The following is a 25,820-nucleotide window of genomic DNA, read 5'->3' on the forward strand; positions in this document are numbered from 1 at the left end:
GAGGCATCATCGCAGGCGCTCGGCCAGGCCGCTCATCCGGCGGGCCGGACGGGAGATCGCCTCAGCGACGGCGTCCCGGTCGCCCAGCAGCAGCACCGAAGATTGGGCCCGGGATACGGCCGTGTACAGCAACTCGCGGGTGAGCAACGGTGAACCCGGGGGCGGCAGGACGACGCTCACGTGCGCGAACTGGCTGCCCTGGGCCTTGTGCACCGTCATCGCGTGCACGCTGGCAAGTCCTTCGAGCAGGAACGGCGACAGGCGCTGCAGCCGCCCGCCGGAGCGGAACCAGGCCTGCGGGCGTCCGTCATCAAGCAGGATCACGCCCGTGTCACCGTTGAACAGCCCGAACTCGGGGCGGTTGGCGGTCACCATCACCGGACGCCCCAGGTGGAACTCGCCCTCGGTGGAGTAGCCGTCGACATCGTGGGCGAGCCAGGCCTGCACCTCGCGCGCCCACCGCGCGACCCCGTACTGTCCGCCGCGGTGGCCGCACAGCAGCCGGTGCGCATCCAGCGCCCGCAACGCGGCCTCGGGATCATGAGCGGACGCCGCCGCGAACACGGCGCGTCCCGCTGACACCGCGCGGTCGCGCAGTAGCGCAGCCCCGGATTCCAGGTCGACGAGGGCCACGTGCGTTCCACCGCTGGTCACGTCGCCGGCGACGGCGGGATCGGCGGTCAGGTCGGTGGGCACCGGGGCATCAGAGAAGCCGTAGCGCACACCGGTTTCGGTGGGCCACGGATCGGCCGAGGCGCGTTCGAGCACGGCGAGGGCGGCGTCCGCGTCACCGTCGCGAATCGCGTGGGCGAGGGTGGCGATGTCGCCGCCGAAGCGGTGATTGTGGGTGAGGCGCGCGACGATGCCGGTGCTGGCCGGCGCCCGGGTGATGTCGGCGAGCACGCTGCCTGCGTCGACGGAGCTGAGCTGATCGGGGTCGCCGACCAGGATCAGCCGCGCCGACGGCTTCAGCGCGTCCAGCAGGCGGCTCATCATCACCATCGAGACCATCGACATCTCGTCGACGATCACGACGTCGTGCGGCAGTGGGCGTTCGGCGTCGTGCAGGAACCGGGTGCGCGAGCCGGCGCGGCTGCCCAGCAGCGCGTGCAGGGTGAGCGCGGTCAGCCCGGAATCGCCGAGGGACTCGGTCATCCGCGCGGCCGCCTTGCCGGTGGGGGCGGCCAGCCCGACGAGGGCTCCGGGATCATCAGCGCGCAACCGCTGGATGATCTTCCGGATCGTGTAGGTCTTGCCCACCCCTGGACCGCCCGCGATCACGGTCACCGGACTGCTCAGCGCCAGCGCGATCGCCGCCTGTTGCCCTTCGGGCGAGCCGGACGCCGGCGCCGCGGCCAGGCGGGCGAGCAGGCTGCGCCGGACCGACTCCTGGTCGGCGAAGTGCCGCTCCAGGTAGAGAGCACCATCGACCAGGCGCAGCGGACGACTGCCCGGCCCGGCGTCGCCGACGGTGACCGCGGGACTGGCCCGCAAGGCCCGCTCCCAGGCAGCGGATTCGGGCCACCAGTCCTCGGGAATCTCCACCGCGTCCTCGCCCAGGTCGAGCTCGCGCATCCGGTTCAACGGTAGGCACAGTGAGCCGGCGCGCAGCGCGCGCACGGTGAGGGCGATGGCGAGTTTGACCGAGGAGTCCTGTTCGCCGAACAGGTGCGCCAAGTGCTGGGCCGGGTGCACGTCCGCCCAGGTGAGCGCGCCGGCGGCGTTGAAGTCGGCCAGCAGCCGGTCGCCGGTGGTGGCGGTCTTCGGGTCGGTCATCGGGCACCTCCGGCGAGCAGGCGCGACAGCGCGAGGACCAGCGCGGTCGGCGGGCGCCAGCTGAACACGCCCAGCGGCGTCCGGTCGACCACCGGCGTCTCAGGACCGGCCATGCCGCGCACGAACAGGTAGAGGACCCCGCCGAGGTGGCGATCCGGGTCGTACCCGGCCAGGCGCAGCCGCAGGAAACGATGCAGCGCCATGCAGTACAACAGCGCCTGCAAGGGATAATGACTGGCCATCATGGCCTCGGCCATCGCGGCGGGCGTGTAATGCCCGAGCGTCAACTCGGTCTCGGGCGGTGCGAGCCGGTTGGTCTTGTAGTCGACCACCAGGAATCCCTCCTCCAGACGCAACACCGAGTCGATGGAGCCGGTCAGGAATCCGTGCAGAGCCTGCTCGGCGAGCCCGGGCACGTTCAGGCGTCCGGCGTAGCTGCGCAGCGGATCATCGGCGGGCAGGTGCTCGGCGAGCAGTCGCGCGACATCGGCGAGCGTCGAGGTGGGAGCGTCGAGGGCGAACTCGAAGTCGAGTTCGGAGAGCTTGTCGGACGCCGCGAAGCTGCGCAGCGTCCGGTCGCCGGCCAGCGGACCCAACGGTGTGGTGAAGCTCGGTTCGAGCGCCGAGGCCAACTGGGTGGCGTCCACGTCGCGCAGCGGCCACTGCCGCAGTGCCTCAGCGCTCGCTCGCGCCAGGTCGCCCTGCCAATCGTCACCGGTGGCGTCGGTGTGCTCGTAGATCGCGTGCACCAGGGTGCCGAACGCGGCCCCGGCCGGCAGCCCGGCGAGCGGGGACGGTTGCGACCACGCGGCCGTCGGCTCGGGGGCGTTCACCGCGGTCTCGGCATCGCCGCTGGTGGCCTCATCGTCGATGAACGCCGACTCGGGCGCGGCCTGCTCGTGGGCGAGCGCGGTCAGGCCGGAGTAGGAGGTGCGCCGCCAGGTGGTGTCGATCGTCCGGGTCCAGGGCCGGACGCGCAGGCTCACGGCCGACGTTCCGGACGCCGTCGCGGCGAGATCGCCCGGGGCCGGGACCGCGGCTTCGGGCCCGCCCCCGGCTCCGGTCACGCGAGCCATGCCTGCGGCGGACGCCGCCGGATCGGGCTTGCTCACGAGGTGCTGGGATGCGTCGGGTGCCCCGAGGGCAGGCAAGCCGGGGGCGCCCGCGGAAGCCGGAACGGAACCGGCGGCGGCCGGCACCACAGGAACGCACGCCACCGCTGACCCCCGCAACCAGGGCAGTTGCGTGGGGGAGCCACCCGCGGGCAGTCCCTTGGCCGGGTAGCAACGTTCCGGCCGCGCGGGATGCGCCGGGTCGTGGGGGGCGTGCAGCAGCCGGTGCAGGGGCGAGCATTCCGCCTCCCAGTGGTGCGCCCACCAGGCGACCACCCGCGATTGCGCGCGGGTGAGGCCGACGTACAGCGCGCGCAGCGACTCATCGGCCTCCTCGGCGAGCCAGCGGTCCCAGCGATCGGCACGCGCCGGGCTGCGGGTGCCGCCCACGTCGAGGATGCGTTCGTTGCCGCTGGGCAGCACCAGCACACGCCCGGAGTCCTTGTCGACGGGGCGTTGCTGGCCCGATTCGGGCAGCAGCACGACCGGCCATTGCAGGCCCTTCGAGCGGTGGATCGTCATCACTTGCACGGCGTCGGCGTCCGTGTCACGCCGGCGGACGCCGCCCGCCTCGGTCGCACCGTCGCGCGCGGAGGCCAGCCAGGCGGCCAGGTCGCGGGCACGTCCGGCCTGACCGGCGCGGCGGCGCGCGTGCAGCAACTCGGCCAGATGCCGGTGGTCGGTGAGCCGGCGTTCGCCGCCGGGCCGGGTGAGCAGCCGGGCCGTGATGTCGCTGTCGGCCTCGATCGCCGCCCACAGCGCGGGCACGCCGGAGCGGGCGAGCAACCGCGCCCAGGTGTGCACCTGAAGCGACCAGTGCGCGCGTTGCTCATCATCCGATAGGGCCAGGGTGGTCACCGTCGCGCCGACGAAGTCGGTCAGGAAGGCCCGGCGCAGGTACGGACGCCGCGGTTGGTCGAGCGCGCGCAGCAGCGCGAGCCAGTCGGCGGCGGCGTGCGAGGTGAACACCGAATCCGATCCGGCGAAGGTCGCCGGGATGCCCGCCCCGGTCAGGGCCGCGGTGACGTCCTGCCCGCGCCGGTTCGAGCGCACCAGCACAGCGATCTCACGGCGGTGCAGCGGACGGCCGTCGCGAAGCACCGGTGCGTCCGGGCCGGTTAGCTCGGCCACGACCGCGATCAGGTCGCGGGTGATGGCGGAGGCGGCCGTGGACGGGTGCACGGCGTTGGGGTAGTCCAGTGCGCGCACCTGGACGCCGCGCTCCCACGGGGTCCCCGGGGTTGCGGTCAGTGCCGAAGTGCGAGCGGCGGCGACCGGCGCGGCGACGATCTCGTCACCCAGCGCGACCCCGGCGAAGAGTTCGCCGACTCCGGCGACCACCTCGGGATCGGAACGATGGTTCACCGCGAGCGTGGTCACCTGGTCGGCTTGGCGGACGGCGAGCCGGTAGGTGTGCACGTCGCCGCCGCGGAACCCGTAGATGGCTTGCTTGGGGTCGCCGATCAGCACCAGCGTGGACGCCCCCGCGAAGGCATGGCGCAGCACGCTCCACTGGGTGGGATCGGTGTCCTGGAACTCGTCGACGAGTACGAGCGGGAACCGCTCGGCCAGCCGCGCGCGTGCCTGCGCGCCCGTGCGCGAGTCGCGGAGCGCCGTGTCGAGCCTGGTCAGCTGGTCGTCGAACGAGAACAGCCGGCGTGCATTCTTACGCCGCTTGACCTCCTCGCGTAGCGCGTGCGCAAACCTGGCGCGGGTGCCTGCGGCACCGGGCGTCCCTTCCCCATGAATCTTGGCGATCTCGTTGGCGACCGCCCGAGCGATATCGACCGCGCCCGGGTCGGCGTCCCACTGCTTGCCGAACCGGAACGGAGCCCCGTGCGGTTCGCCGGAGAACAGCTGGATGAAGACGTCCTCAGCCGCCTCGATGCCGAGCGGAGTCAGGTCTTCGATCAGCGTGGCTTGCGGTGTCTGCGTCGCGAGGATGCCCAGGCCGGCGAGCATGCCGTGGCAGAACTCGTGCGTGGTCATGATCGCGGCACGGTCGAAGTCTGCGAGTGCGCCCTCCAGGCGGGCCGTGCGCAGCGCGAGTTCGTCGGGCGAGGTGTCCGCAAGCGCCGCGGACACCGGATCATCCGGGGTCTCTCCACGGGCGGCATCCGCCAGAGCGGAGGCGGTGCCGCGGAGCCGGGCCCGCACTCGGGTGCGCAACTCGGTGGTCGCCGCCCGCGAGAACGTGATCAGCAGGATGTCCTCGATACCGGCAGTGCCGTCGGCGATCGCGCGGGCCGCCAGGGCTGCGATCGCGTACGTCTTGCCGGTGCCCGCGGACGCCTCCAGCACGGTCGTGCCCGTGGGCAATGGCGCGGTCAGGTCGAACGGCGGGGGGGAGATTCCGGTCATTGTGCTGCCCTCCGGATCGGCTCCCACACGCGCATCGCGAGCGCGCCCAACACGGTGTCCTCCTGCGGCATCCCCCACGGATCATCGCCCTTTCGCCCTGCGGTCCACGGGGGGTTGCGTCCATCCGAATACCAGAGCTTCCACACGGCGTCCCGCTCCCATCGCCACAGTTTGCCCAGCCAGGCGGCGTCCGCCCGGGGATCGGCACCACGATGTCGCTGCTCGGCCCAATACTGGGCCACCCGTGGCGGTAGCGGCAGCACCTGTTCGGTGCCGTGCGAGGCCAGCGTGATCAGGTCGGCCAGGAACTGCCGAGCCAACTCCTCAGGCGGAGCGCTCAGCCGGCGAGTGCCCTTGTCGCCGACCAGGACGGCGTCCGTGCGGCGTCCGCGTTGCACGGTGAGGGCGAGTTGCCGCACCCAGGCCGCCGCCAGATGCCGGGCCTGCACCCGCCCGTAGTGCGACTCGGCCACCTGCCCGGCCCGGGTGAGCAGCCGGCCGGTGAGCCGGACGCCGTCGATGTCGAGGTCGATCACCGTCACCTCGGGTGAGGCGTCGCCGGCGGCCCGGGTGAACGCGGCGTGCACGGTCTGCGCGCGCGCCGCGAGCGGGGCGAGCGCCGCCGCTCCCAGCCGGCGCGGCGGCAGGTTGCCGCTCAGCCATTGATCGGTTTGTACGGCGTCGATCGGGTGCCCGGCCCGCAACGCGGCGAGCATGGCGTCGCCGATCTTCCACGAGTCGAGGGAGTTCAATTCGAGCGGCAACGACTCCTCAAGGGGCTCGTCATCGCCGATGGTCAGATCGGCGCGTTCCTTGAGCAGGAACTTGCCCGGATGCTGCAGGAACGCCACCAGTCGCTCGACGTCGAGCACCTCCACAGGCGCGGACCGGTGCAGGTGGCCGACCGCGTACCGGTCGGGCGCCGGACGCCGCGGCGCCAGCAGCGCACGGGCTCCGGCGAGCGCGGCGGCGTCGAACGAACTCGGCTGCGTCGCGTCGCCGGGAGCCGAACGGACCGTGCCGTGGCCGCCGGCAGGCAGGAAGTTGGCCGGGTCGAACGGTTGCAGCGTCGCCTTGTGGTGGGCGTCCGGGCCGGCGGCCTCGATGAGGTCCTGCAGACCGGCGGGCGGAAAGTGCGGCCCCGGCGACAGAGTCGACTGCCCCTGATAGACCACCACCAGACGCTCGGACGCCGCGAGCACGGCGTCCAGCAGCATCTGACGGTCGTCGGCGCCCGGATCGGGATCGCCCGGCTCGGGGAACCGGACCAGCAGGTCGTCGCCGTCGCCCAAACCCCGGCGAGGGAAGGTCCGGTCGTCCAGCCCGACCAGGCACACCACCCGGTGCGGGACCTGGGCGAGGGCGTCCAGCGAGCACACCACGAGCGACCCGTTGCCGTAGGCGGGCCGGGTGCCCCGGTCGGCGAAATGGTCGCTGAGCAGGGCCAACGCATCCGCGGGCGCCAAGGTGGCCGACGAGGTGCCCGCGCGGGTCTCGATGCCGGCCAGCACCGACCAGAACTGGCTGAGCTGCCAATTCTGGTCGAACGGCACGTCCGCGAGCTGCTCGGCGACCTGGCGCAGCCGCGCCACCCAGTCGGTCACCGTCGCGGGCTGGCCGAGGGCGTGCACGAGCCGGGAGGTGCGGCTGACCAGTTCGGCGAGGGCGCCCACGAGCACGGTGTCGGTCGATGACACGTCGTCGACGGTGCTCACCACTCCCGCGGACACCAGTTCGTCGGCGCTGAACGCCTCGCCCATCACCAGCCGCTGCACGCCGATCTGCCAGGTGTTCTGCGCGATGTCGCCGAGCCCGAACCAGGACCGGTGCTCGCGTCCGATGCCCCAGCGGACGCCGGCGGCCGTGATCAGGTCTTCCAGGCGAGCGAGGTCGTCGGCGTCGAAGCCGAACTGGCGGGCGACGAACGGGTGCGAGGCGAGGGCGAGCAGATCGGCCACGGTCGCGCGCCCGGTGCCCAAGCTCATCAGGTCGCGGACGAGGACGAACACCTGGTTGGCGCCGGAGGCGTCCGCCTCGACGAGTTGGACGCGCAGCTGGGTCGCCGGGTGCGGGGCACGGTAGCGGACGCCGCTCATCGGCGCGGCGAAGGCGGCCGCGAGATGCGGGGCGAGCGCGGCCGGGTCGGGGCAGGCGATGACGACTTCGCGTGGTTCGAGTGCCTCGTCGTCGGCGAACAGCCCGGTCAGCACCTCGCGCAGCACTTCGACCTGCCGGGCGTCGCCGTGGCTGGAGTGGATCGTGAGCGAGCCGTCGGCGAGGACGTCCGGCGCCGGTTCACCGGTATGGATCGAGGCCTGCAACCGGCTGAGCGCGGTGCCGCCGGAGCCGGAAGTCGAGCCGCCCGCCACCGAGGACGAGGTAGCGGGGAATCCGGTCTCGTGCTCGGTCAGATACGTGGCGAGCTGGCTCCATTCCCGGTGCCAGGTGCGCGCGCGGCGTCCGAGGGCGACGGCGAGTGCATTGCGCGTGTCATCAGGACCGCAGGTCGGCAGCCACACGTGCACCGGCACACGCGCGGCCAGCGCGGCGAGCAGCCCGCGCTGAGCGGGAGTGGAGTGACGTGGCGCGAACACGTGCACCTCGGGCCACGGCACGGTGCGCTCGCCTGAGGCCAGCGCCTGCGCGAGCGCGGGCCGGGCCTGCGTCGGGTCGGGCGCGGCGATCAGGGTGTGCAGCGCGACCCACAGCCGCACCTGCCAGCCCTCGAATCCGAGGGCGGACGCCGCGGCGTCCGGATCGGCGAGCCAGCCGGCCAGCATCGCGGGACGGTGGTCGGCGTACCGGCCGAACAACCGCGCGATCCGCAGTGCGTTGGCGTAGCGCTGATCGTTGGCGGCCAGGTGTGATGCCAACGGCTCCAGCCCGGCGGCGTGGGCGTCCACCGCCGCGAGGATCGACCAGACCAGTCGTTGCGGCTGCCACGGATCGTCAGCGGACCGGCCGCCGAGCAGATGCTCCAGCGCGGTGAGGCGCTGCACGTCCCACCCTGCCGTGATCCCCTCGCCGTCGGACGCCGAACCGCGCGCCGCCTGCTGGCTCAACCAGCGCTGCACGCCTGCCCCGGGCACCAGCACCAGCGGCCGCGCGAACGGGTCGCCCGCCACCGCGACATGCGCGGTGAACGCGGCGGCCAAGGCGTCCAGACCCGCGGAGGTGTGGAGGTGGATCTCGTTCATCGGAAACCACCCTAGAGGGACCGGCTGACATTAGCTGTCGGAGCGAGCACCTAGAGTGACTCACCGTGAACGCCGATTCGCAACGCATCCTCGACGGACTGGATCCTGAGCAGCGCCAGGTGGCGCTGGCGCTTGAAGGTCCTGTCGTCGTGCTCGCCGGTGCGGGCACGGGCAAGACGCGCGCGATGACGCACCGGATCGCCTACGGCGTTGCGACCGGGGCCTTCGAGCCGACGGCGGTGCTGGCGCTCACCTTCACCACCCGCGCGGCAGGCGAACTGCGCGAACGGCTGCGCGGCCTGGGCGTCGCTCGGGTGCAAGCGCGCACGTTCCACTCGGCGGCGCTACGGCAGGCGCAGTACTTCTGGCCGCAGGCCTACGGCAACGAGTTGCCGCCGGTCGCCGACCATCGCATCGGCCTGGTGGCGGACGCCTTGCGCCGCGACCGGCTCACCCCCGACACCACCTTGCTGCGCGATATGGCGGCGGAGATCAGCTGGGCCAAGGTGAGCAATGTCGCGCCGGGGGAGTATGCCGCGATCGCGCCGACCCGACACCGCGAGGTGAACGGCGTCGCGCCCGACCAGGTGGGCCGGGTGATGGCGCACTACGAGGCGGTCAAGGCGGCGCGTGGGGTGATCGACTTCGACGACATCCTGCTGTGCACCGCCGGCATGCTCGCCGACAACCCCGATGTGGCCGCGCAGGTGCGCCGCACCTACCGCCACTTCGTTGTCGACGAGTACCAGGACGTCAGCCCGCTGCAGCAGGCCCTGCTCGATCTGTGGCGCGGCGACTCCGACGAACTGTGCGTGGTGGGTGATCCGGCTCAGACCATCCACTCGTTCGCGGGAGCGCAGGCGTCCTTCCTGACCGGGTTCACCGGCCGGCACCCCCACGCGACCCGCATCGAACTCGTCCGTGACTACCGCTCCACTCTTCAGGTGGTGACCCTGGCCAATGCGCTGATGGTGGGCCACGGGCCGTCGGTCGGGTTGCGCGCTCAACGCCCGGACGGTCCGGCGCCGATCTTCGCGAGCACGGCGAGCGAGGCCGACGAGGCGGCCACGGTGGCGGCGTGGCTAACCGCGAAGCACGCCGCCGGAGTGCCCTGGAGCGAGATGGCGGTCCTGTACCGGATCCACGCGCAGTCGCCCGCCTTCGAGGCGGCTCTCGGCGACGCCGGCGTCCCCTTCACCACCCGCGGCAGCGAGGGTTTTTTCGAGCGGGCCGAGGTGCGCGCGGCGATCCGCGCGCTGGCCGCCGCAGTGAAGGCCACGCCCGACGAAAGCCCGGACGCCGCCCTGCGCGCCGCGCTCGCCGGCCTCGGCTTCACCACCGAGCCTCCCTCGGGCCAGGGTGGTGCCCGCGAACGCTGGGAATCCTGGTCGGCGCTCGCCGGGTTGGGCGACGACTTCACCCGAAGTCACCCCGAAGCCCGCGTCGAAGACCTGCTCGCCGAACTCGACGCCCGTGCCCGCGCGCAGCATGCGCCCGCCGGCCAGGGCGTGACCCTGTCGAGCCTGCACGCCGCCAAGGGCCTCGAATGGGACGCCGTCGCGATCACCGGTGCGCACGAGGGCAGCCTGCCGTTCATCCTGGCCACCACGCCCGAAGAAGTCGCCGAGGAGCGCCGGCTCTTCTACGTCGGCGTCACGCGCGCCCGCGAGCACCTGCACATCTCCTGGTCGACCAGCCGCAACGGCGGCGGACCCAGACGCGGCGCGAGCAGGTTCCTCGACGGCGTGGCCACCGCGGCCCCCGCGCAACCGGCCAGCAGACCCGCCCGCGGACGTCCCCGCCGCGGTTCGGCGATGTCGGCGGTCTGCCGGGTGTGCGGACGCGGCCTGACCAACGGTTCCGAGCGCAAACTCGGCCGCCATACCACCTGCGAGGCCAGCTACGACGAGGCGACCTGGGAGGCGTTGCGTGCCTGGCGCAAGGCCGAGGCGGACGCCGCCAGTCTGCCCGCGTTCGTGATCTGCACCGACGCCACGCTGATGGCTGTCGCCGAGCGAATGCCGGGCACCTTGAAGGAGCTTTCCGAGATCGCCGGTTTCGGTGCGACCAAGCTCCATCGCTACGGAAAGGGAGTGCTGGCCGTCCTCGACTCCCGGCGCTGACCCAACGGCGTCCGGGGCCGCACGCTGACGCGCACGACCCCGGAATCAGGCGAAAGGAAGCGAAGGAATCAGAGCTGGTCGCCGTTGGATTCGATGACCGTGCGGTACCAGTCGAAGGAGTCCTTCTTGGAGCGCTCCAGGGTGCCGTTCCCGGTGTTGTCGCGATCGACGTAGATCATGCCGTAGCGCTTCTTCATCTCACCGGTGCCGAACGAGACCAGGTCGATGATGCCCCAGGGGGTGTAGCCCATCAGCTCGACGCCGTCCTCGGCGACCGCCTTGCCCATCTCGGCGATGTGGTCGCGCAGGTAGCCGATGCGCGGTTCGTCGTGAATGGAGCCGTCGGCGGCGATCTCGTCGATCATGCCGAAGCCGTTCTCGACGATGAACAGCGGCAACTCGTAGCGGTTGTAGTACAGGTTGAGCGTGTAGCGCAGCCCGACCGGGTCGATCGGCCAGCCCCAGTCGCTGGCCTTCAGGTACGGGTTCGGCACCGAATTCGACGTACCGCCGGCCATGTCGGCACCCGGGTCGGCCTCGGCGCCCGCCTTGACCACGTTCGACATGTAGTAGCTGAAGCCGATGTAGTCGACCTTGCCGGCGGCCAGGATCTCCTCATCACCCGGCTGGAAGCCGACGTCGATGCCTTCGCGCTCGAACATGCGCAGCGCGTAGGAGGGGTAGTGGCCGCGCGCGTGCACGTCGGCGAAGAAGAACCGTTCGCGGTTGGCGATCTCGGCGGCCATCACGTCGTCGGGGTTGCACGAGTACGGGTAGATGGTGACGGCGGCGATCATGCAGCCGATCTGGAAGTCGGGGTTGATCTTCTTGCCGATCGCGACCGCCTTGGCGCTGGCCAGCAGTTCGTGGTGCCCGGCCCGGTACATCACCTCGGTGGGGTTGTCGTCCTCGGTGAGCAGGACACCGGAGTTGGTCCACAGGAACAGCGGGTTTCCGGTGTTCATCTGGTTGTTGATCTCGTTGAAGGTCATCCAGTACTTGACCTTGTCGCGGTAGCGCTCGAAGCAGACCTGCGCGAAGCGGGCGAAGAAGTCGACCACGCGGCGGTCGCGGAAGCCGCCGTACTCGCGGGCCAGGTGCAGCGGCACCTCGAAGTGGGACAGCGTGATCACCGGCTCGATGCCGTGCGCCAGCAGCTCGTCGAAGACCTCGTCGTAGAAGCGCAGGCCCTCTTCGTTGGGTTCGGTCTCGTCGCCGCGCGGGAAGATCCGCGTCCACTGGATGGAGGTGCGGAAGCACTTCAGCCCCATCTCGGCGAACAGCGCGATGTCTTCGCGGAAGCGGTGGTAGAAGTCGATCGCCTCATGGTTGGGGTAGTACTCGTCCGGGTCGACGTCGGCGGTGATCCGGCGGGCGACACCGTGCGCGCCGGCGGTCAGGACGTCGACGACGCTGGGGCCTTTGCCGCCCGCGTTCCAGCCGCCTTCGAACTGATGGGCCGCCACCGCTCCTCCCCAGAGGAAACCGTCAGGAAACGTGCTCATGAAAGGGACTCTCCTTCGTCTCGGCCGGTAGGGGCGTTCGGGTCGATTCTGTCACGGTGACCGCAGGCGGAGCGGGCCGTAGGCCGCGCCATCAGGACACCGGTCCACAGCGGAGGGAGCCGGTCATCGGGTGAGCGCGCATCCGCAGTCGGGGTGACGCGGCCAGCGCCGGACGCCGATCTGGCCGGTGCGGGCGTCCATCTCCCAGGTCGTGCCGGACGCCTCGGGCGTCCGCCCGCCGACCCATGCCGCGACCTGTGCGGAGGCGAGTGCGGCCGCCCAGGCGCACTGTTGCGGGGTCGCGGTGTGCCGGGTGCGGCACAGCTGGGCGAGTAGGTGCGGCCAGGCGCGGTCCAGATCTCGCCGGACGAGGTCGGTGCAGGTCAGGCAGGCGTGGCCGCTGCCGGCCGAGACGAAAGGGCCGACCACGGCCCGCTCGGGTTCGGCGCGAACGATCAGATGGGTCGTCCCGGACGCCGTCAGGTCGCGCACGTCGACGCGGTCGGGCTCGGCGGTATCGGTACACAGCACGATCAGTTCGTCCGGCCGGGGGTGATGCGGCGTCATGCTGGCCACGGTGACGGCGCGTTGTTCGTCGCGCAGCAGTCCGGCGACCGCGTGGGCGAGAGCTCCGTCGCCGACGACCATGATCGTGGGGAGCGAAGCGGGCGGGTCCGTCGCGGTGGTGACGATCCCGAGCGCGGCGAGCGTGGCCAGCGCCTCACGGATCCAGGGGAGCGGGACGGCGGGCGCGAGGTGGGCCACCTCGGTGACGGTGCGGGAGGTGCGCAGCGCGCGCAATGCGACATCGGCCCCGTCCGGCGCGCCGGGCAGCAGGACCGCGAGCGAGGTGTCGAGGCCGACCTGGAGCGCCCCGTGCGGGCGCCACAACAGGCTGACCGGTGAACTCAGGCGATAGCGGTCGGTATCCACGGCCTCACTGTGCCGCGGCGTCGACCGGGGATCCAGGCCCGGACGCCGACCGACAACACCTCACCGGACACGGACAACACCGGCGGGTGTGGGGGCCTCAGAAAAAGGCCGAAGGGCGCCGGATGATCCGGCGCCCCGTGACGGTGAGGTCAGGCCTTCGGCAGGAAGCGGGTGAGGTTGGTGCTGCACTCGGGGCACTTGGCCTTCGCGATGCGGGTGCCCTTCTCGTTGACCGAGACCGCCCCTTCGGCTTCGCGGTGGTCCTTGCACTTCACGCAGTAGAACTTGCCGCTGTAGGTGTCGTTGGACACGGGTTCCTCCTGGCTGTTTCGTCCCCATCGGGTGAGCCCGCCGGGGTGATGGTCACATTCAGCATAGGGCAGAGCGTGAGCCGCGCCGGGGAACAGGACGCCGCGCGCGCCGCGAGCGCCGAGGGAAAGGGCCCCCGGCTACGCCTGACGCTGGCCTTCCCCTGCGAGCGTCCGGCGCCACCGAGGGCCCGTGCGCCTCAAGCTAGTGGGCCAATCTCGCCGCGGTCAAACTCTGGCGACGGATCGGGCGTTCGCCGATCGCGCGAGTGGCGGAGGTATCTCCTACGATGGGCGCCCATGAGCGTCGAGGACTACGAGGTGCGTTCGTCACAGCGCCGCACCCGCACGATGACCGCCTTCCGCGAGAACGGCAAGCTGATCGTCGTGGTTCCCGCGCACATGACCGACCGGCAGCGCCGCGAACTGATCCCGGGCCTGGTCCGGCGCTTCCTCGACAAGGAGTCGCGCCAGAAGGCGCCGCGCGCCGACACCGAACTGACCGCCCGCGCGCAGGAGCTCTACCGCGCCTATGTCGCCCGGCACACCGACCAGCCCGAGCCGGCGATGGGCGTCCGCTGGGTGAGCAATATGAGCCAGCGGTGGGGGTCCTGCACCGTCGGCAGCGGCGAGATCCGGATCAGCGACCGCCTGAAGAGCATGCCGGAATGGGTGGTCGACTACGTGCTGTTGCACGAGGTGACCCATTTCGTCGAGCGCGAGCACAGCGACCGGTTCTGGCAGATCGTCAACAGCCACACCGAATCGCCGCGCGCGCGAGGCTTCCTCGACGGGATCGACTTCGTTCGCCGCCACCCTCAGAACTGATCAGCCGTCCGTGCCGGGCTGACCCTCCTCGCGGCCGCGTTCCTCGGCGATGAGCTGGGCCAGTTGGGCGTCCAGGTCGTCGATCTCGGTGTGCGCCACATGCCCGTGCTCGGCGAACCCCAGCGGATCGTCCAGATCGGCACCGGTCGGCACCAGGTCGGGGTGCGCCCAGACGGCGTCCCGCTCCTCGATTCCCTTCGCCGAGCGGACGGCGGCCCACAGGTTGGCGGCGTCCCGGACGCGGCGGGGCCGCAATTCCAGGTTGAGCAGCGTCTTCAATGCGACCTCGGAGGGGCCGGCGGAGGCTCGCCGGCGGCGTACCGTTTCCAGGAGCGCGTCGGCGCTGGGCAGCAAGTTCGCGGTGGTCTGCGCGACCACGTCGTCCACCCATCCCTCGACGATCGCGACCAGCGTCTCCAGGCGTCCGAGCACCTCCTGCTGTTCGGCGGTGAGCGCGGGCCGGAACAGACGCCCGGCCATCTGCTGACCGAACTCCTCCAGACGCTCGGGGGTCAGCCCGCCGGAGAGCTGCGCCTCCATCGCGTCCTCGAATGCGTCGCCGTCGATGGTGAGGTCGCGCGCGTAGTGCTCGATGAGCGCGAGCATCTGCGGCCCGAGCCACGGCACGTGCGCGAACAGGCGCTGCCGGGCCGCTTCGCGCAACGCGAGGTAGAGGCGGACATCCGCCATCGGCACGTCGAGCCCGTCGGCGAACCGGGCGATGTTGGTGGGCAGCAGTGCGGTGACCGGCTTGTCGGTGAGCGGGAATCCGAGGTCGGAGCCGCTGAGCACGTCGGTGGCCAGTTGAGCGATGCCCTGGCCGACCTGGGCGGACAGCATGCCGGTGGCCGCCATCCGCATCATCGGCTCGAACATGGCGGTCATGCCGGCGGCCTCGGGTGCCTGCTCGGCGCCGCGGTGCATCAGGGCGCCGATCGCCGCGGCCAGCGAGGATGACACGCTGCCGGCCAGCTGTTCCCAGGTGCCCATGGTGTGCTCGACCCATTCGGCGCGGCTCCAGGTCGCCGCGGGGGCGGTCGTCCGGCCGAAGGCCATCTGCTGGTCCAGCCACAGGTCGGCGAGACCGACGATGTCACGGATCGCCACGGTTTCGGACGCCGCAGGGCTCGGGTCGGGGCCTGCGGCCGCGACGGCTTTGCGGGCGATGTCCTTGATGAACGTCCAGTTGAGCCCGTCGCCACCGGCACCCGCGGCGGCCATCTGGCGGCTGAACTGGGCCATGGCCTGCTGGAGTGGCCCCAGAAGCTGGTTCATGTCGAAGGTGCCGTCGGCCCCCGGCGTGATGCCGAACTGCCGCAGGAACTCCTCCATCGGGTTGGGCTCCCTGGGCTCGGGCTGATCCTCTGGCATATTCGGCTCCTCTTGTCGACCGACACCCATTGTGTCCCATGCGGCGCAAGGACCGGAGTCGGAGGGCGGACGAGTCCCGGGTAGGATCGCCTTCATGACGAGACAGACGTGGACAGCTGCCGTGTCCGCGCTCCTGTTCGTGCTTGCCGCCGCGGTGGTGGCGATGACCCCCGTTCCTTATGTGACCTACGCACCGGGGCAGACCTACGACCTGCTGGGGTCCGCCAATGGTCGCCCGATCGTCGAGGTGGACGGCCTGGACGTCTACCGCGATCCGGGCGGCATTCTGCTGACCACCGTCAACATCACCCGGCCCGACGTTCCCGTGGGCCTTCCCGAACTGCTCTATGCGCACGGCGTCCCCGACCGCGAGGTGTTTCCACGCGAGTTCGTGTACCCGGGGCGCTCGACGGCCGGTGAGATCCAGGCACGCGAGTCCCAGGAACTCACCACCTCCCGCGCGGACGCCTCCGCCGCCGCGTTGCGGGCCGCGAAGATCGAGGTCACCCAGATCCCGATGGTGCAGTCGGTGAACGCCTCGGGGCCCGCCGCGAACAAGCTCATTCCGGGCGATTTCGTGCTCGCCGTGGACGGTGTGGACACCCCGACCACGGAGAGCGTGCGTGCGGCCGTGGAAGACCGGGCCGTGGGCGCACCGGTGACCTTCACGATCTTGCGTGACCGGATCGTGTCCGCCGTCACCGTGGAGACGACCGGATCGAAGACCCAGGCGCGCGTTCCCGTGTGGGGGGGAACCCTCGGGATGGGCTACAGCTACGATCCTCGCGTCACGATCAACGTCGACCAAGGCGTGGCCGGCTCGAGCGCCGGCCTGATGATGGCACTCGCCGTCTACGATCTGATCACCCCGGGAGGCATCGTCGGCGCGCGCGTCGTGGCCGGTACCGGCGCCATCGACGGCGGCGGCACTGTGCACGAGGTGGGCGGCGTCCGGCAGAAGCTCGCCGGGGCACAGAATGCCGGCGCCGAGATCTTCTTCGTGCCCGCAGAAAACTGCGTCGACCTCGCCACGGCGACCACCTCGGTGCGTGTCGTGAGCGTGCGCACGCTGCAGGATGCGATCAACGCGCTGATCGCGCTGGGTAACCCGGCGACCGAATCTCAGGTGGAGGGATGCTCATGAGTACGGACGCCCTGGTGGCGGCCTTGATGGAGATCGAGCGCCATGTGGCGCACGGGGGGTGGGATCAGCCGGCCCGGTTGTTCGCGCTGGTGCCCACCGCTGATCTGATGGCCGCCGAGCCGTCCCTGGTGGGGCAGCTCGATCGTCCCGATGGTGTGCCGCAGGACGCGTTGAGTTCGATCGAACAGGACGGATTCCGTACTGGCGACGACCTGATCGACGCCTTGGAGCACATCGCGTGGCCTGAGACCGTGCACGGCTGTGCGCTGGCGGTGGAACGCCTGTTCGTCCCGACCCACGTCGAGCCCGACATCCCCGAAGATCCGGACGCCGCGGCCGACTTCGTGGCCCGTCACCCCGAACGGCGCGACGTGCGCGTCGTGGTCGGCGTGACCCGCGGCGGCGAGCGTTACGGCCTGGCCCGGCTGAAGACCGAGCCGGACGAACTGCTGGCCTCCGAGGATCTGGTGCCCGGCCTGGGCGCCGCCCTGACCCGAACCCTGACATCCTGACGACTCTCGAAGGAGCCCGCCGTCGTGCCCGCACCCGCAACCGCACCTCCCCGCCGCAGTCCGCTGCTGATCACGGCCGTCATCCTCGGCATCGCACTGGGCATCTTCCTGCTCGCCGCGGGCCTGTGGACCGAGAAGCTGTGGTTCGACTCCACCGGGTTCACCAGCGTGTTCGCCACGCAGTTGTTCACCCGGGTGGCGCTGTTCGTGGTCGGGGCCCTTGCCGTGGGTGGCCTGGTGGTGGTGAGCATGACGATCGCGTTCCGGTCGCGGCCCCCGCACCGGCGCCGGGGGGCGTCCGCTCTGCTGGATCGCTACCGTGACGCGCTCGAGCACAATGCGCAGGCCGCCTTCCTCGTGCCGGCGGTCCTGCTCGGGGTGATGGCCGGCTTGTCGACGGCCTCCCAGGCGATGCCGGTGCTGGCGTGGCTGAACCGGACGACCTCCGGCGTGACCGAGCCCACCTTCGGGCTCGACGTCACCTTCTTCATGCTGGAACTGCCCGTGTGGCGCATGGCCGTGTCGCTGCTGATGAGCGGCCTGGCCTTCGGGTTCGTCGCGGCCGCGGCCGTCCACTTCATCGTCGGCAACTTGGCCTCCACTCGCGAGTCGGGCGGATTTGCCACGCGCGCGGCCACCGTCCATCTGTCGGTGATGGGCGCGGCGATCCTGGTGCTGTACGGCGCCCAGAGCTTGCTCGACCGGTACAACCTGGTGCTCGACCAGGGCACCCTGTTCACCGGCCTGCACTTCACTGACGACGCCGCCCGGATGAATGCCCGGCTGGTGATCGCGGTGATCTCATTCATCGTGGCCGCCTTGTTCCTGGTGAACATCGCTTGGCGCAGGCCCGCGGTACCCGGTGCGGGGGTGGCGCTCATGCTGGTGTCCAGCCTGATCCTGGGCATGATCTACCCGATGATCATCCAGGCGATCCAGGTGCACCCGAACGAACCCGATCGCGAGAAGGACTACATCGCCGCCCACATGGAGGCCACCAAGCGGGCCTATGGCATCGCCGAGGCCGAGATCAAGGAATACGCGGCGGTCACGCACGTTTCGCCCGGTCAGCTCAAGGAGGACGCCGCGGCCCTGCCCGGCATTCGCCTGATGGACCCGCAGGTCATCGGCGCGACCTATGAGCAGCTGCAGCAGGTGCGTGGCTACTACTCGTTCCCCGAGGCTCTCGACATCGACCGGTACCTGATCGACGGTCAGGAGACCGACGTCGTGGTCGCCGCCCGCGAGCTGAACCTGGATCGCATCCCGGACCGCAACTGGAACAACCTGCACACCGTCTACACCCACGGCCACGGTTTCGCGTCCGCCTATGGCAACCGCCGCCAGGGCAACGGCGAGCCGGTCTGGATCACCCGCGACATCCCCCCGGTCGGCAAGATCGAGGAGTCGCAATCGCGGATCTACTTCGGTGAGCGGTCGACGAACTTCGCGATCGTCGGACGCCTCGAGGGCCAGCCGCCGATCGAGCTCGACACCCCGGGCGGCGCCGAGGGCGGCGGCGAACAGTACAACCAGTACGACGGCGCCGGCGGCGTCCCGATGGGCAACATTCTCGGACGCCTGCTGTACGCGGCGCGGTTCGCGGACGTGAACCTGCTGCTGTCGGACCGGGTGAACGAGAATTCGAAGATCCTCTACGACCGGACGCCGAAGCAGCGGGTCGAGAAGGTTGCGCCGTGGCTGACCGTCGACCGCAACCTGTACCCGGCGATCGTCGATGGCCGGCTGGTGTGGATCGTGGACGCCTACACGACGTCGGCGACCTACCCGAACAGCCAGCGCGTCGTGCTGTCGCAGGCGACCTCGGACACGCAGAACGTGGCGCTGGGCCAGCAACTCGATCAGCCGATCAACTACATGCGCAACTCGGTCAAGGCCGTGGTGGACGCCTATGACGGCACGGTCGATCTGTACGCGTGGGACGAGACCGATCCGCTGCTGGCGACCTATGCGAAGGTGTTCCCGGGCACGGTGAAGCCGCGCGCCGAGATCAGCCCCGATCTGCTGGAGCACCTGCGCTACCCCGAGGACTTGTTCAAGGTGCAGCGCGAACTGCTGGGCCGTTACCACGTGACCGACCCGCACACCTGGTACAACGGCCCCGACCAGTGGGAGGTGCCGATCGATCCGGTGCAGTCCAATGAGCGGCTCAAGGAGGCCAGCTACTACCTGTCGATCAAGTGGCCCGGCGATGACGAGACGATTTTCAGCCAGACGGCCGTTTTCGTGCCGAAGGACCGCCAGAACCTCACGGCGTACCTGGCGGTGAATGCGGACGCCGCCCACCCCGACTACGGCAAGCTCCGCATCCTGCGCATGTCGGGCACCCAGCAGATCGACGGCCCTGGTCAGACCCAGAATGCGATCACGCAGAACCCCGAAGTCGCGGCGAAGCTGCTGCCGTACACGCAGACCCGAGGGTCGGCGTCCATCAAATACGGCAACCTGCTCACCCTGCCGATGGGCAACGGCCTGCTGTACGTCGAGCCGATCTACACCGAACGCTCCGGCAACGCGGGCGCCTATCCGGCACTGACGTTCGTCGTGGTCCGCTTCGGTGAGCACATCGGCATCGGCAACACGCTGCAGGAGGCCCTGGACCTGGTGTTCAAGGGCGATGCGGGGGGTAGTACTGGCGAGGCGCCGGTCGACGGCACGCCCGGCCCAACACCGGAGGTGCCGTCGAATACGCCGAACACACCCGAGGTCGGCGAGGCGGCTGCGGTCGCCGCGATGCAGCGTGCCGAAGAGGCGTTCACCGCCGCCGAGGCCGCCCTGCGTGCGGGAGACCTGGCCACCTACCAGGCCAAGACCAACGAGGCGAAGACTGCGCTGACCGAGGCCTTGAAGGCGATGGGGCGCTGAGTTCGTGCCTGCGCGGCATCAATGTAGAGATGTGGTGACTAGACGCACCACAACTTTGCATTGATGCCGCGGAATCGCGGGTGAGGAGGCCTGACGCTACTCACCAGGGACGATCGGCGGTGCGCACCTGCGGGTCCCAGCCGGCGTCGCGGAGGGGCTGCTCGAGCGCGGACGCATCGCCGACCACGACCAGTGATCCGGCGTCGACATCGAGCAGCGCGGACGCCGCGGCGCTGGCCTGGTCGGCGCTGGTGGCGCGGTAGGCGGCCAGCTGGGTGCCGATGTGGTCGGTGTCGAGTCCCGCGGCGAGCAGGCCGAGGACGCCGGAGGTCACCCCGCCGGCGGTGGCGTAGCGCAAGGGCGTGGTGCCAATCAGGTAGTCGCGAGCACGGGTGAGTTCAGCCTCGGTGATCGGGGCCTGCCGGACGTCGATCAGCGCGGGCATCAGGGCGAGCGCCTCGCCGACGACTTCGGTGCGGAACGATCCGTAGGCGTAGGAGATACCGCCGGAGCGCAGCGGGGCGCTGGTCAGGCTGACCCCGTAGCTGAAGCCGCGCTCCTCGCGGAGCACCTTGTTGAGCCGGCTCAGGTAGGCGCCGCCGAGGGCATTGGTGGCGAGTTGCAGGCCCGCCCAGCGGGGGTCGGTGCGGTCGATGGTGAACCAGCCCCAGCGGATGTCGGCCTGCACCGAGCCGGGGCGGTCGATCAGGTAGGCCGCCCGCGGACGCCCCGCCGGCGTCTCGTGATGGACCGACGCCTGTTCCGGGTTGGTCCATGAGCCGAAGGCGGCGTCCGCGAGCGCGAGGGCGTCCTCGCCGAACTCACCAGAGATGACCAGCACCGCACCGCGAGGGCCGTGGGTCGCGGCACGCCAAGCACGGACATCCGGACCGGCGACCCCGACGAGATCATCAGGCCACCCGGCGCGGCCCCGCGAAGCCCGGAACGAAGGATCCACCACGGCCCGGCGCAGCGCGGCGTTCGCCAGGCCGGAGCCGGTGGCGAGCTGCTGGGTGAGGTGGGCCGCCTCCAGCCGTCCGTGCCGCTCGATATCGGCGTCGGTCAGGGTGGGGGTGATCACCGCCTCGGCGAGCAGGGTCAGCGCGGCGGCCAACCCGCTGGCCGGAACGTCCACCAGCGCCTGCACGTGCGAGTAGCCGATGCCGGCCTCCATCACGGCGCCGCAGTCCTCGACGGCGTCGGCGAAGCTCGTGCCCGGGTGCGCCTGGGTGCCTTCGGTGAAGGACGCCGCCCACACCTGGGCGAGGCCGTCCCGGCCGGCGGGTTCGCTGGTCAGCGGCACGTCGAGCAGCAACCCGATCGAGATGACGTGCTGGCCGGGCAGATGCTGCAGGCGCACCGTGAGCCCGTTGGGCAGGCAGGTCGTGCGGGCGGCGGGGAAATCCCAGGGCTGCGGCGGGACGACGGCCGGGCGCGGGGGAGTGCTCACGTTTCAGGCTCCCTTCGGGGACCGGTGGTATTCGACGATGGCGCGCTGTTCGGGGCGCAGCCAGGTGCGGGCGGCGGCGGTGACGGCGTCCGGGGCGATGCTGGTGTAGTCGAGGATGCGGCGGTTGACCCGGCCCGGGTCGCCGTGGAGGGTGGCGTGTGCGCTGAACAGGTCGGCGCGGGCTTCGATCCGGGCGCACTGGCTGAGCCATTCGCGCTCGAACTGGACGTGGGCGCGGCGCACTTCTTCGGGTGTGGGCCCTTCGTCGCACAACCGGGTGACCTCGTCGACGAGGGCGTCCTCGACCGCCGACAGGTCGGCCCCGTCGCGAACGCGCGCGAACGCGAAGCCGAGCGAGGTTCCCCAGGCGAGCGGGATCGCCGACGCGCCCGCGCCCGAGCTGATCGCCTGATCGCGGACGAGGCTGCGGTGCAGCCGCGAGGTCTCGCTGCCGCCCAGCACGGTGAGCGCGATGTCGATTGCGTCCTGATCAGGTGTGCCGCGCGCCGGCGTCCGCCATTGCGCGTACAGCGCCGACTCGGGAACATCGGCCGAGGTGATCTGGCGCGGGACGCCGGCGTGCGGCGGCAGCGAGCTGGGCGGCGTCCGGTCAGGCACCGCTCGGCGGGGCAGGTGACCGAAGTAGCGTGCGGCGCGCGCGAAGGCGTCCGCTGGCTCGACGTCGCCGACCAGGGTGAGCACCGCGTTGCTGGGCGAATACCAGGTGGTGAAGAACGCGTGCGCGTCGGCGAGCGAGGCGGCGTCCAAGTCGGCCATCGACCCGATCACCGTGTGGCCGTAGGGATGCTCCGGTGGGAACGCCTGACCGATCAGGTGCTCGATCAGGTCACCGTAAGGGGCGTTGTCGTAGCGCTGCCGCTTCTCTTCCTTGACCACCTCGCGCTGGGTGTCGAGGTTGGTCTGGGTGAGCGCGGGCAGCAGGTGGCCCATCCGGTCGGCCTCCAGCCACAGTGCCAGGTCGAGGACGCCGGTGGGCACCGACTCGAAATAGTTGGTGCGATCGAACCAAGTCGTCGCGTTGCCGGTGGCACCGGCCGCCTGCAGCCGGTCGAAGTGTTCACCGCTGGCCACATGCTTCGATCCTTGGAACATGACGTGCTCGAACAGGTGCGCCAGTCCGGTTCGCCCCGGTGTTTCGTCACGAGAACCCACGTCGTACCAGAGGTTGACGGCGACGAACGGGACGGCATGATCGGGGCTGACGATGACCCGCAGCCCGTTGGGCAGCGTGGTCTCGTGCAGCGGGTAGGCCAGCGGCGCGACGATGCTCACCCGGCCATCCAAGCACACCCACGGCGCGCCGCTAGAAAAGGGACGTGGCTCCCGCGGGGGCGGCGGGCAGCACGCGCTGGGCGCGCGAGCCCAGCAGCCAGCTGAGCTCCCACACCCGGAAGAGGTGGACGCCCGCCCACAGCACGACGCCGAACGTGACGGTGCCGATCCCGAGCGTGAGCACCGAGGCGGCCAGCCCGCTGCCCAGGTGGGCGCCGGCCGTCCGCAGCACCAGGTAGGTGACCAGCCCCGCCAGCGCGGACGCCGCCCCGAGCCGCAGGGTGATGCCCGCCAGCCTGCGCAGCGGCAGGCCGCCCAGCCGCCGCTGCACCAGCCACAGGAACCCGGCCGCCGCCACCGTGTTGCTGACGCTCTGGCCGAGGCTGACGGTGAACACGGCGACCGCGGGCGGCAGCACGACCACGAGCCCGGCGAAGACCAGTTGCAGCCCGGACACGATCAGCTGGAAGCGCAGGTAGGTGCCGCCGTCCTCACGCGCGGTCGCATAACGCTGCTGTAGGCCGACGATCGCGAACGGCACCAGTCCGAGCGCCATCAGCGAGAACGACCAGGCGACGGCCTGCACGGAGGCGTCGTCCAGGCCGGGGTTGAGCAGCCGCGATCCGGGAAGGGCGAGCGCGACCGCTGCGGCGGTCAGCGGCAGCATCGCCAGCAACGGCAAGGTGATGCCCTGGGTGACGTCGCGCCGGACGGCCGCGGTATCGCCGGCCTGGGAGGATCGGGTCATCCGCGGCAGCAGCGCGGTCAGGATCGAGACGGTCACGATGCCGTGCGGCACCATGAAGATGGTGAACGCCAGAAAGTAGAGGTTGACGTTGGGCACGAGCTGTCCGGCGTCCGTGCGCGCCGTCTCACTGGCATGCGTGATCGCCGCCTGGCTGACCAGCCCGGACAGTTGGGCGATGATCACCGCCACCATGATCAGGCCGGCCACCTGCCCCGCCCGGCGGAATCCGTGCCCGCGGAAGCGGAAGTTCGGCCGGAACCGGACGCCGGTGCGCCGCAGCGCTGGCAGCAGCGCGACGGCCTGCACGACGATGCCGAGCGTAGAGGTGCCGGCCAGCAGCCAGATCATCCCCGGCGTCCACTGCTCGGCGGGCGCCTGCGCGGGGAATACGGCCAGGAAGACGATCATGCCGGCGATCTGGACGACGTTCGCGAGCGCCGGCGTCCACATCACCAGCCCGAACTTGCCGTGCACGTTCAGCACCTGAGACCACACCGCATAGGCGGCATAGAAGAAGATCTGCGGCATGCACAGGTAGGCGAACGCGACCCCGAGCACCAGCACGTCATCGCGCAGCCCGAACAGCGCGACCAGCGGAGCGCCGAGCGCGGTGGCGAGCACGGTCACCACCGTGATCAGGCCGAAGCAGAGGGTGAGCAGGGCGTTCACCGTGCCCGATCCGCCGCCCTTCGCGCTGAGCGCACGGGTGATCTGGGGGATCAGGACGGCGGTGAGCACGCCCGAGCTGAGCAGGATGAACAGGGCATTGGGCAGCGTGTTGGCGGTTTGAAAAGCGGACGCCGTGCCGATGGTGCCGCCGATGCAATAGATGAGCAGCATGTTCCGCACGATGCCCAGGATGCGCGACACCAACGATCCGGACGCCATCAGGCGGCTGGCCCGCCCCAGCGATGCTGCGTCCTGCTCGTCTCGAGCGCTGTCGTCTGCTGGCACGGGGGTCAGCGTACCGATCCGCCATCCATCCCCTTCACTATGATCGTCTTCCTCCTCGGGCGAACCGTCGGCAGGAAGGCGGCTGATCAGGCGCGTGAGTCGTAGGGGGCCTCATGCCCGGCCCCTTGATTCCGAACGAAGGGAAGAGTCGTGAGGTTGCGCCGCTATCGGAGCCCCGAGGACGCCTCCGCGACCTATGCGGTCTTCCACGCCGCGGTGCGGATCTCCGCCGCCGAGTGCTACGACCCCGACCAGATCGACGCCTGGGCCGGCCCCGACCTGGACGACCTCACCGCCTGGGACGCGAAGCGTGCGTCCGCCTTCACCCTGGTGGGCGAGGACGCCGACGGCGTCGCCGGATTCGCCGACCTGCTACCCGACGGCCTCATCGACATGCTCTTCGTACACCCGAGACTGGGCGGACGCGGCGCCGCGCGGCACCTTCTCGAGGCGATCATCGCCGAGGCCCGGCAACGTGGAATGGGTTCGCTGACGACGCACGCGAGCCGGCGCGCACGTCCGGTGTTCGAGCGACTCGGTTTCGTGCTGGTGGAGGACCGGCCGAACAACACCGTCCGGGGCGTCGTGGTCCCGAACGCCGAGATGCGCTTGTTGTTGGAGCAGAGCCTCGGGGACGCCGTCGCGGACCAGCGTGATCGTTGAGTCGATACGTGCGAGCTGACGCAGGATCATCGTGCGAGAGTGCCCTTGAAGGGGTGGGATCGACTCACCTGCCACCTCCCGCCGGCGAGTTTGTGGCGTGTCGGCGTGAGAACCCGGTCCGGGACGAGAGAGACAAGAAGTTTTGGGTTGGAGTACCGACCCGAAACTTCTCACGTCCCGCGTCGGGCACCCCTGCGGCGTCTTGTGGGGCCATGACGTCAGTCCGCTGATCGTTCCAGGCGGTCCTATTGACTGAAAATATAAGCTTAATCTTATGAATACGCTGGAGGGGTTGCTCGGTATCGAACCGCGCTCGCGCGAGGTACAGCGAGCAGAGGCTCTCGCCGACAGCGACTGCGCGTTGTTGCGGGCGTTGGTGGCGGTGCGCAAGAAGCGCGGTCTGTCGCAGCAAGAGGTCGGCGAGATCATGGGCGTGAGTCAGGCTTCGGTCTCACAGTTCGAGGCTCACGACAGCAACCCGACTTTGGCCACCATCCGGCGCTATGCGCACGCCGTCGGTGCGCTGGTCACGCATCATGTCGAGGCTGATGACGTTTACGGTGCTTGTTGACTGGACTTCGGCGGGAGGACTTGACGGCGACTGTTGAGCGACCCGACGCGCGCCGAGGGCCTGGTGACATGCTGACGCGGATCCT

Annotated in this window: 17 protein-coding genes; 7 read left to right on the forward strand and 10 right to left on the reverse strand. The window is 70.5% G+C overall.

Going from position 1 to position 25,820, the window contains the following annotated elements:
• Positions 1 to 6: 6 nt before the first annotated feature.
• From recD to QM708_RS15945, 3 genes are read right to left on the reverse strand one after another with little or no spacing between them, the layout of a single operon-like run.
• Positions 7 to 1,776 (reverse strand): exodeoxyribonuclease V subunit alpha, encoded by a 1,770-nt coding sequence (gene recD, locus QM708_RS15935; RefSeq protein WP_415110797.1) that lies wholly within the window; start codon positions 1,774 to 1,776, stop codon positions 7 to 9.
• On the reverse strand, positions 1,773 to 5,249 hold the full coding sequence (locus tag QM708_RS15940) for a UvrD-helicase domain-containing protein (protein WP_415110800.1): 3,477 nt from the start codon (positions 5,247 to 5,249) through the stop codon (positions 1,773 to 1,775). The genes recD and QM708_RS15940 overlap by 4 nt, the downstream gene beginning before the upstream one ends.
• A complete protein-coding gene (locus QM708_RS15945) occupies positions 5,246 to 8,446 on the reverse strand; it encodes an exodeoxyribonuclease V subunit gamma (RefSeq protein ID WP_415110802.1) in 3,201 nt (1,066 codons plus the stop codon). The genes QM708_RS15940 and QM708_RS15945 overlap by 4 nt, the downstream gene beginning before the upstream one ends.
• Positions 8,447 to 8,511: 65 nt before the next feature.
• Between QM708_RS15945 and QM708_RS15950 the strand changes: the two genes are divergently transcribed.
• Positions 8,512 to 10,569: an ATP-dependent DNA helicase UvrD2 gene (locus tag QM708_RS15950; RefSeq protein ID WP_415110805.1), complete on the forward strand. Its 2,058-nt coding sequence runs from the start codon at positions 8,512 to 8,514 to the stop codon at positions 10,567 to 10,569.
• A 68-nt stretch (positions 10,570 to 10,637) separates the two neighbouring features.
• Here QM708_RS15950 and QM708_RS15955 read toward each other — a convergent pair whose 3' ends face one another.
• From QM708_RS15955 to QM708_RS15965, 3 genes are all read right to left on the reverse strand, one after another.
• Positions 10,638 to 12,074 (reverse strand): 6-phospho-beta-glucosidase, encoded by a 1,437-nt coding sequence (locus QM708_RS15955; RefSeq protein ID WP_415110808.1) that lies wholly within the window; start codon positions 12,072 to 12,074, stop codon positions 10,638 to 10,640.
• Between the two features lie 123 nt (positions 12,075 to 12,197).
• Positions 12,198 to 13,007, reverse strand: a complete 810-nt coding sequence (locus QM708_RS15960) for a hypothetical protein (protein ID WP_415110811.1) — start codon at positions 13,005 to 13,007, stop codon at positions 12,198 to 12,200.
• A 149-nt stretch (positions 13,008 to 13,156) separates the two neighbouring features.
• Complete coding sequence (locus QM708_RS15965) at positions 13,157 to 13,318, reverse strand: DUF5679 domain-containing protein (protein WP_415110814.1); 162 nt, start codon at positions 13,316 to 13,318, stop codon at positions 13,157 to 13,159.
• A gap of 297 nt (positions 13,319 to 13,615) precedes the next feature.
• Between QM708_RS15965 and QM708_RS15970 the strand changes: the two genes are divergently transcribed.
• Positions 13,616 to 14,143, forward strand: a complete 528-nt coding sequence (locus QM708_RS15970) for a M48 family metallopeptidase (RefSeq protein WP_415110817.1) — start codon at positions 13,616 to 13,618, stop codon at positions 14,141 to 14,143.
• On the opposite strand, the gene QM708_RS15975 is transcribed toward QM708_RS15970, so the two are convergent.
• Entirely contained in the window at positions 14,144 to 15,514 is a 1,371-nt protein-coding gene (locus QM708_RS15975; RefSeq protein WP_415110820.1) for a zinc-dependent metalloprotease, read from the reverse strand.
• Positions 15,515 to 15,608: 94 nt separating this feature from the next.
• On the opposite strand from QM708_RS15975, the gene QM708_RS15980 reads away from it, so the two are divergent.
• The 3 genes from QM708_RS15980 to QM708_RS15990 are packed head-to-tail and all read left to right on the forward strand — an operon-like array spanning position 15,609 to position 20,056.
• Complete coding sequence (locus QM708_RS15980; protein WP_415110823.1) at positions 15,609 to 16,658, forward strand: PDZ domain-containing protein; 1,050 nt, start codon at positions 15,609 to 15,611, stop codon at positions 16,656 to 16,658.
• The gene (locus QM708_RS15985) at positions 16,655 to 17,170 is read left to right on the forward strand and encodes a PPA1309 family protein (protein WP_415110826.1); all 516 of its coding nucleotides are present in this window, start codon (positions 16,655 to 16,657) and stop codon (positions 17,168 to 17,170) included. The genes QM708_RS15980 and QM708_RS15985 overlap by 4 nt, the downstream gene beginning before the upstream one ends.
• A 24-nt stretch (positions 17,171 to 17,194) precedes the next feature.
• Entirely contained in the window at positions 17,195 to 20,056 is a 2,862-nt protein-coding gene (locus QM708_RS15990) for a UPF0182 family protein (protein ID WP_415110829.1), read from the forward strand.
• 100 nt (positions 20,057 to 20,156) lie between these two features.
• Here QM708_RS15990 and QM708_RS15995 read toward each other — a convergent pair whose 3' ends face one another.
• Genes QM708_RS15995 through murJ form a run of 3 tightly spaced genes read right to left on the reverse strand, consistent with a single transcriptional unit; the run spans position 20,157 to position 24,501 of the window.
• Positions 20,157 to 21,506, reverse strand: coding sequence for a M16 family metallopeptidase (locus QM708_RS15995; protein WP_415110832.1), 1,350 nt, complete (start codon positions 21,504 to 21,506; stop codon positions 20,157 to 20,159).
• Positions 21,507 to 21,509: 3 nt separating this feature from the next.
• Entirely contained in the window at positions 21,510 to 22,799 is a 1,290-nt protein-coding gene (locus QM708_RS16000) for a M16 family metallopeptidase (protein WP_415110833.1), read from the reverse strand.
• Positions 22,800 to 22,830: 31 nt separating this feature from the next.
• Complete coding sequence (gene murJ, locus QM708_RS16005; protein WP_415110836.1) at positions 22,831 to 24,501, reverse strand: murein biosynthesis integral membrane protein MurJ; 1,671 nt, start codon at positions 24,499 to 24,501, stop codon at positions 22,831 to 22,833.
• 150 nt (positions 24,502 to 24,651) lie between these two features.
• On the opposite strand from murJ, the gene QM708_RS16010 reads away from it, so the two are divergent.
• Together QM708_RS16010 and QM708_RS16015 are read left to right on the forward strand one after the other, a co-directional pair.
• On the forward strand, positions 24,652 to 25,164 hold the full coding sequence (locus QM708_RS16010; RefSeq protein ID WP_415110839.1) for a GNAT family N-acetyltransferase: 513 nt from the start codon (positions 24,652 to 24,654) through the stop codon (positions 25,162 to 25,164).
• A 274-nt stretch (positions 25,165 to 25,438) separates the two neighbouring features.
• Complete coding sequence (locus QM708_RS16015) at positions 25,439 to 25,735, forward strand: helix-turn-helix domain-containing protein (RefSeq protein WP_415110842.1); 297 nt, start codon at positions 25,439 to 25,441, stop codon at positions 25,733 to 25,735.
• Positions 25,736 to 25,820: the final 85 nt, after the last annotated feature.

It is taken from the genome of Propioniciclava sp., from assembly GCF_047602245.1.
GTDB lineage: Bacteria > Actinomycetota > Actinomycetes > Propionibacteriales > Propionibacteriaceae > Propioniciclava.

Coding starts and splice junctions, on each gene's coding strand:
- recD (WP_415110797.1), bottom strand. CDS start 1,776: ATGACCGACCCGAAGACCGCCACCACCGGCGACCGGCTGCTGGCCGAC.
- QM708_RS15940 (WP_415110800.1), bottom strand. CDS start 5,249: ATGACCGGAATCTCCCCCCCGCCGTTCGACCTGACCGCGCCATTGCCC.
- QM708_RS15945 (WP_415110802.1), bottom strand. CDS start 8,446: ATGAACGAGATCCACCTCCACACCTCCGCGGGTCTGGACGCCTTGGCC.
- QM708_RS15955 (WP_415110808.1), bottom strand. CDS start 12,074: ATGAGCACGTTTCCTGACGGTTTCCTCTGGGGAGGAGCGGTGGCGGCC.
- QM708_RS15970 (WP_415110817.1), top strand. CDS start 13,616: ATGAGCGTCGAGGACTACGAGGTGCGTTCGTCACAGCGCCGCACCCGC.
- QM708_RS15975 (WP_415110820.1), bottom strand. CDS start 15,514: ATGCCAGAGGATCAGCCCGAGCCCAGGGAGCCCAACCCGATGGAGGAG.
- QM708_RS15980 (WP_415110823.1), top strand. CDS start 15,609: ATGACGAGACAGACGTGGACAGCTGCCGTGTCCGCGCTCCTGTTCGTG.
- QM708_RS15985 (WP_415110826.1), top strand. CDS start 16,655: ATGAGTACGGACGCCCTGGTGGCGGCCTTGATGGAGATCGAGCGCCAT.
- QM708_RS16015 (WP_415110842.1), top strand. CDS start 25,439: ATGAATACGCTGGAGGGGTTGCTCGGTATCGAACCGCGCTCGCGCGAG.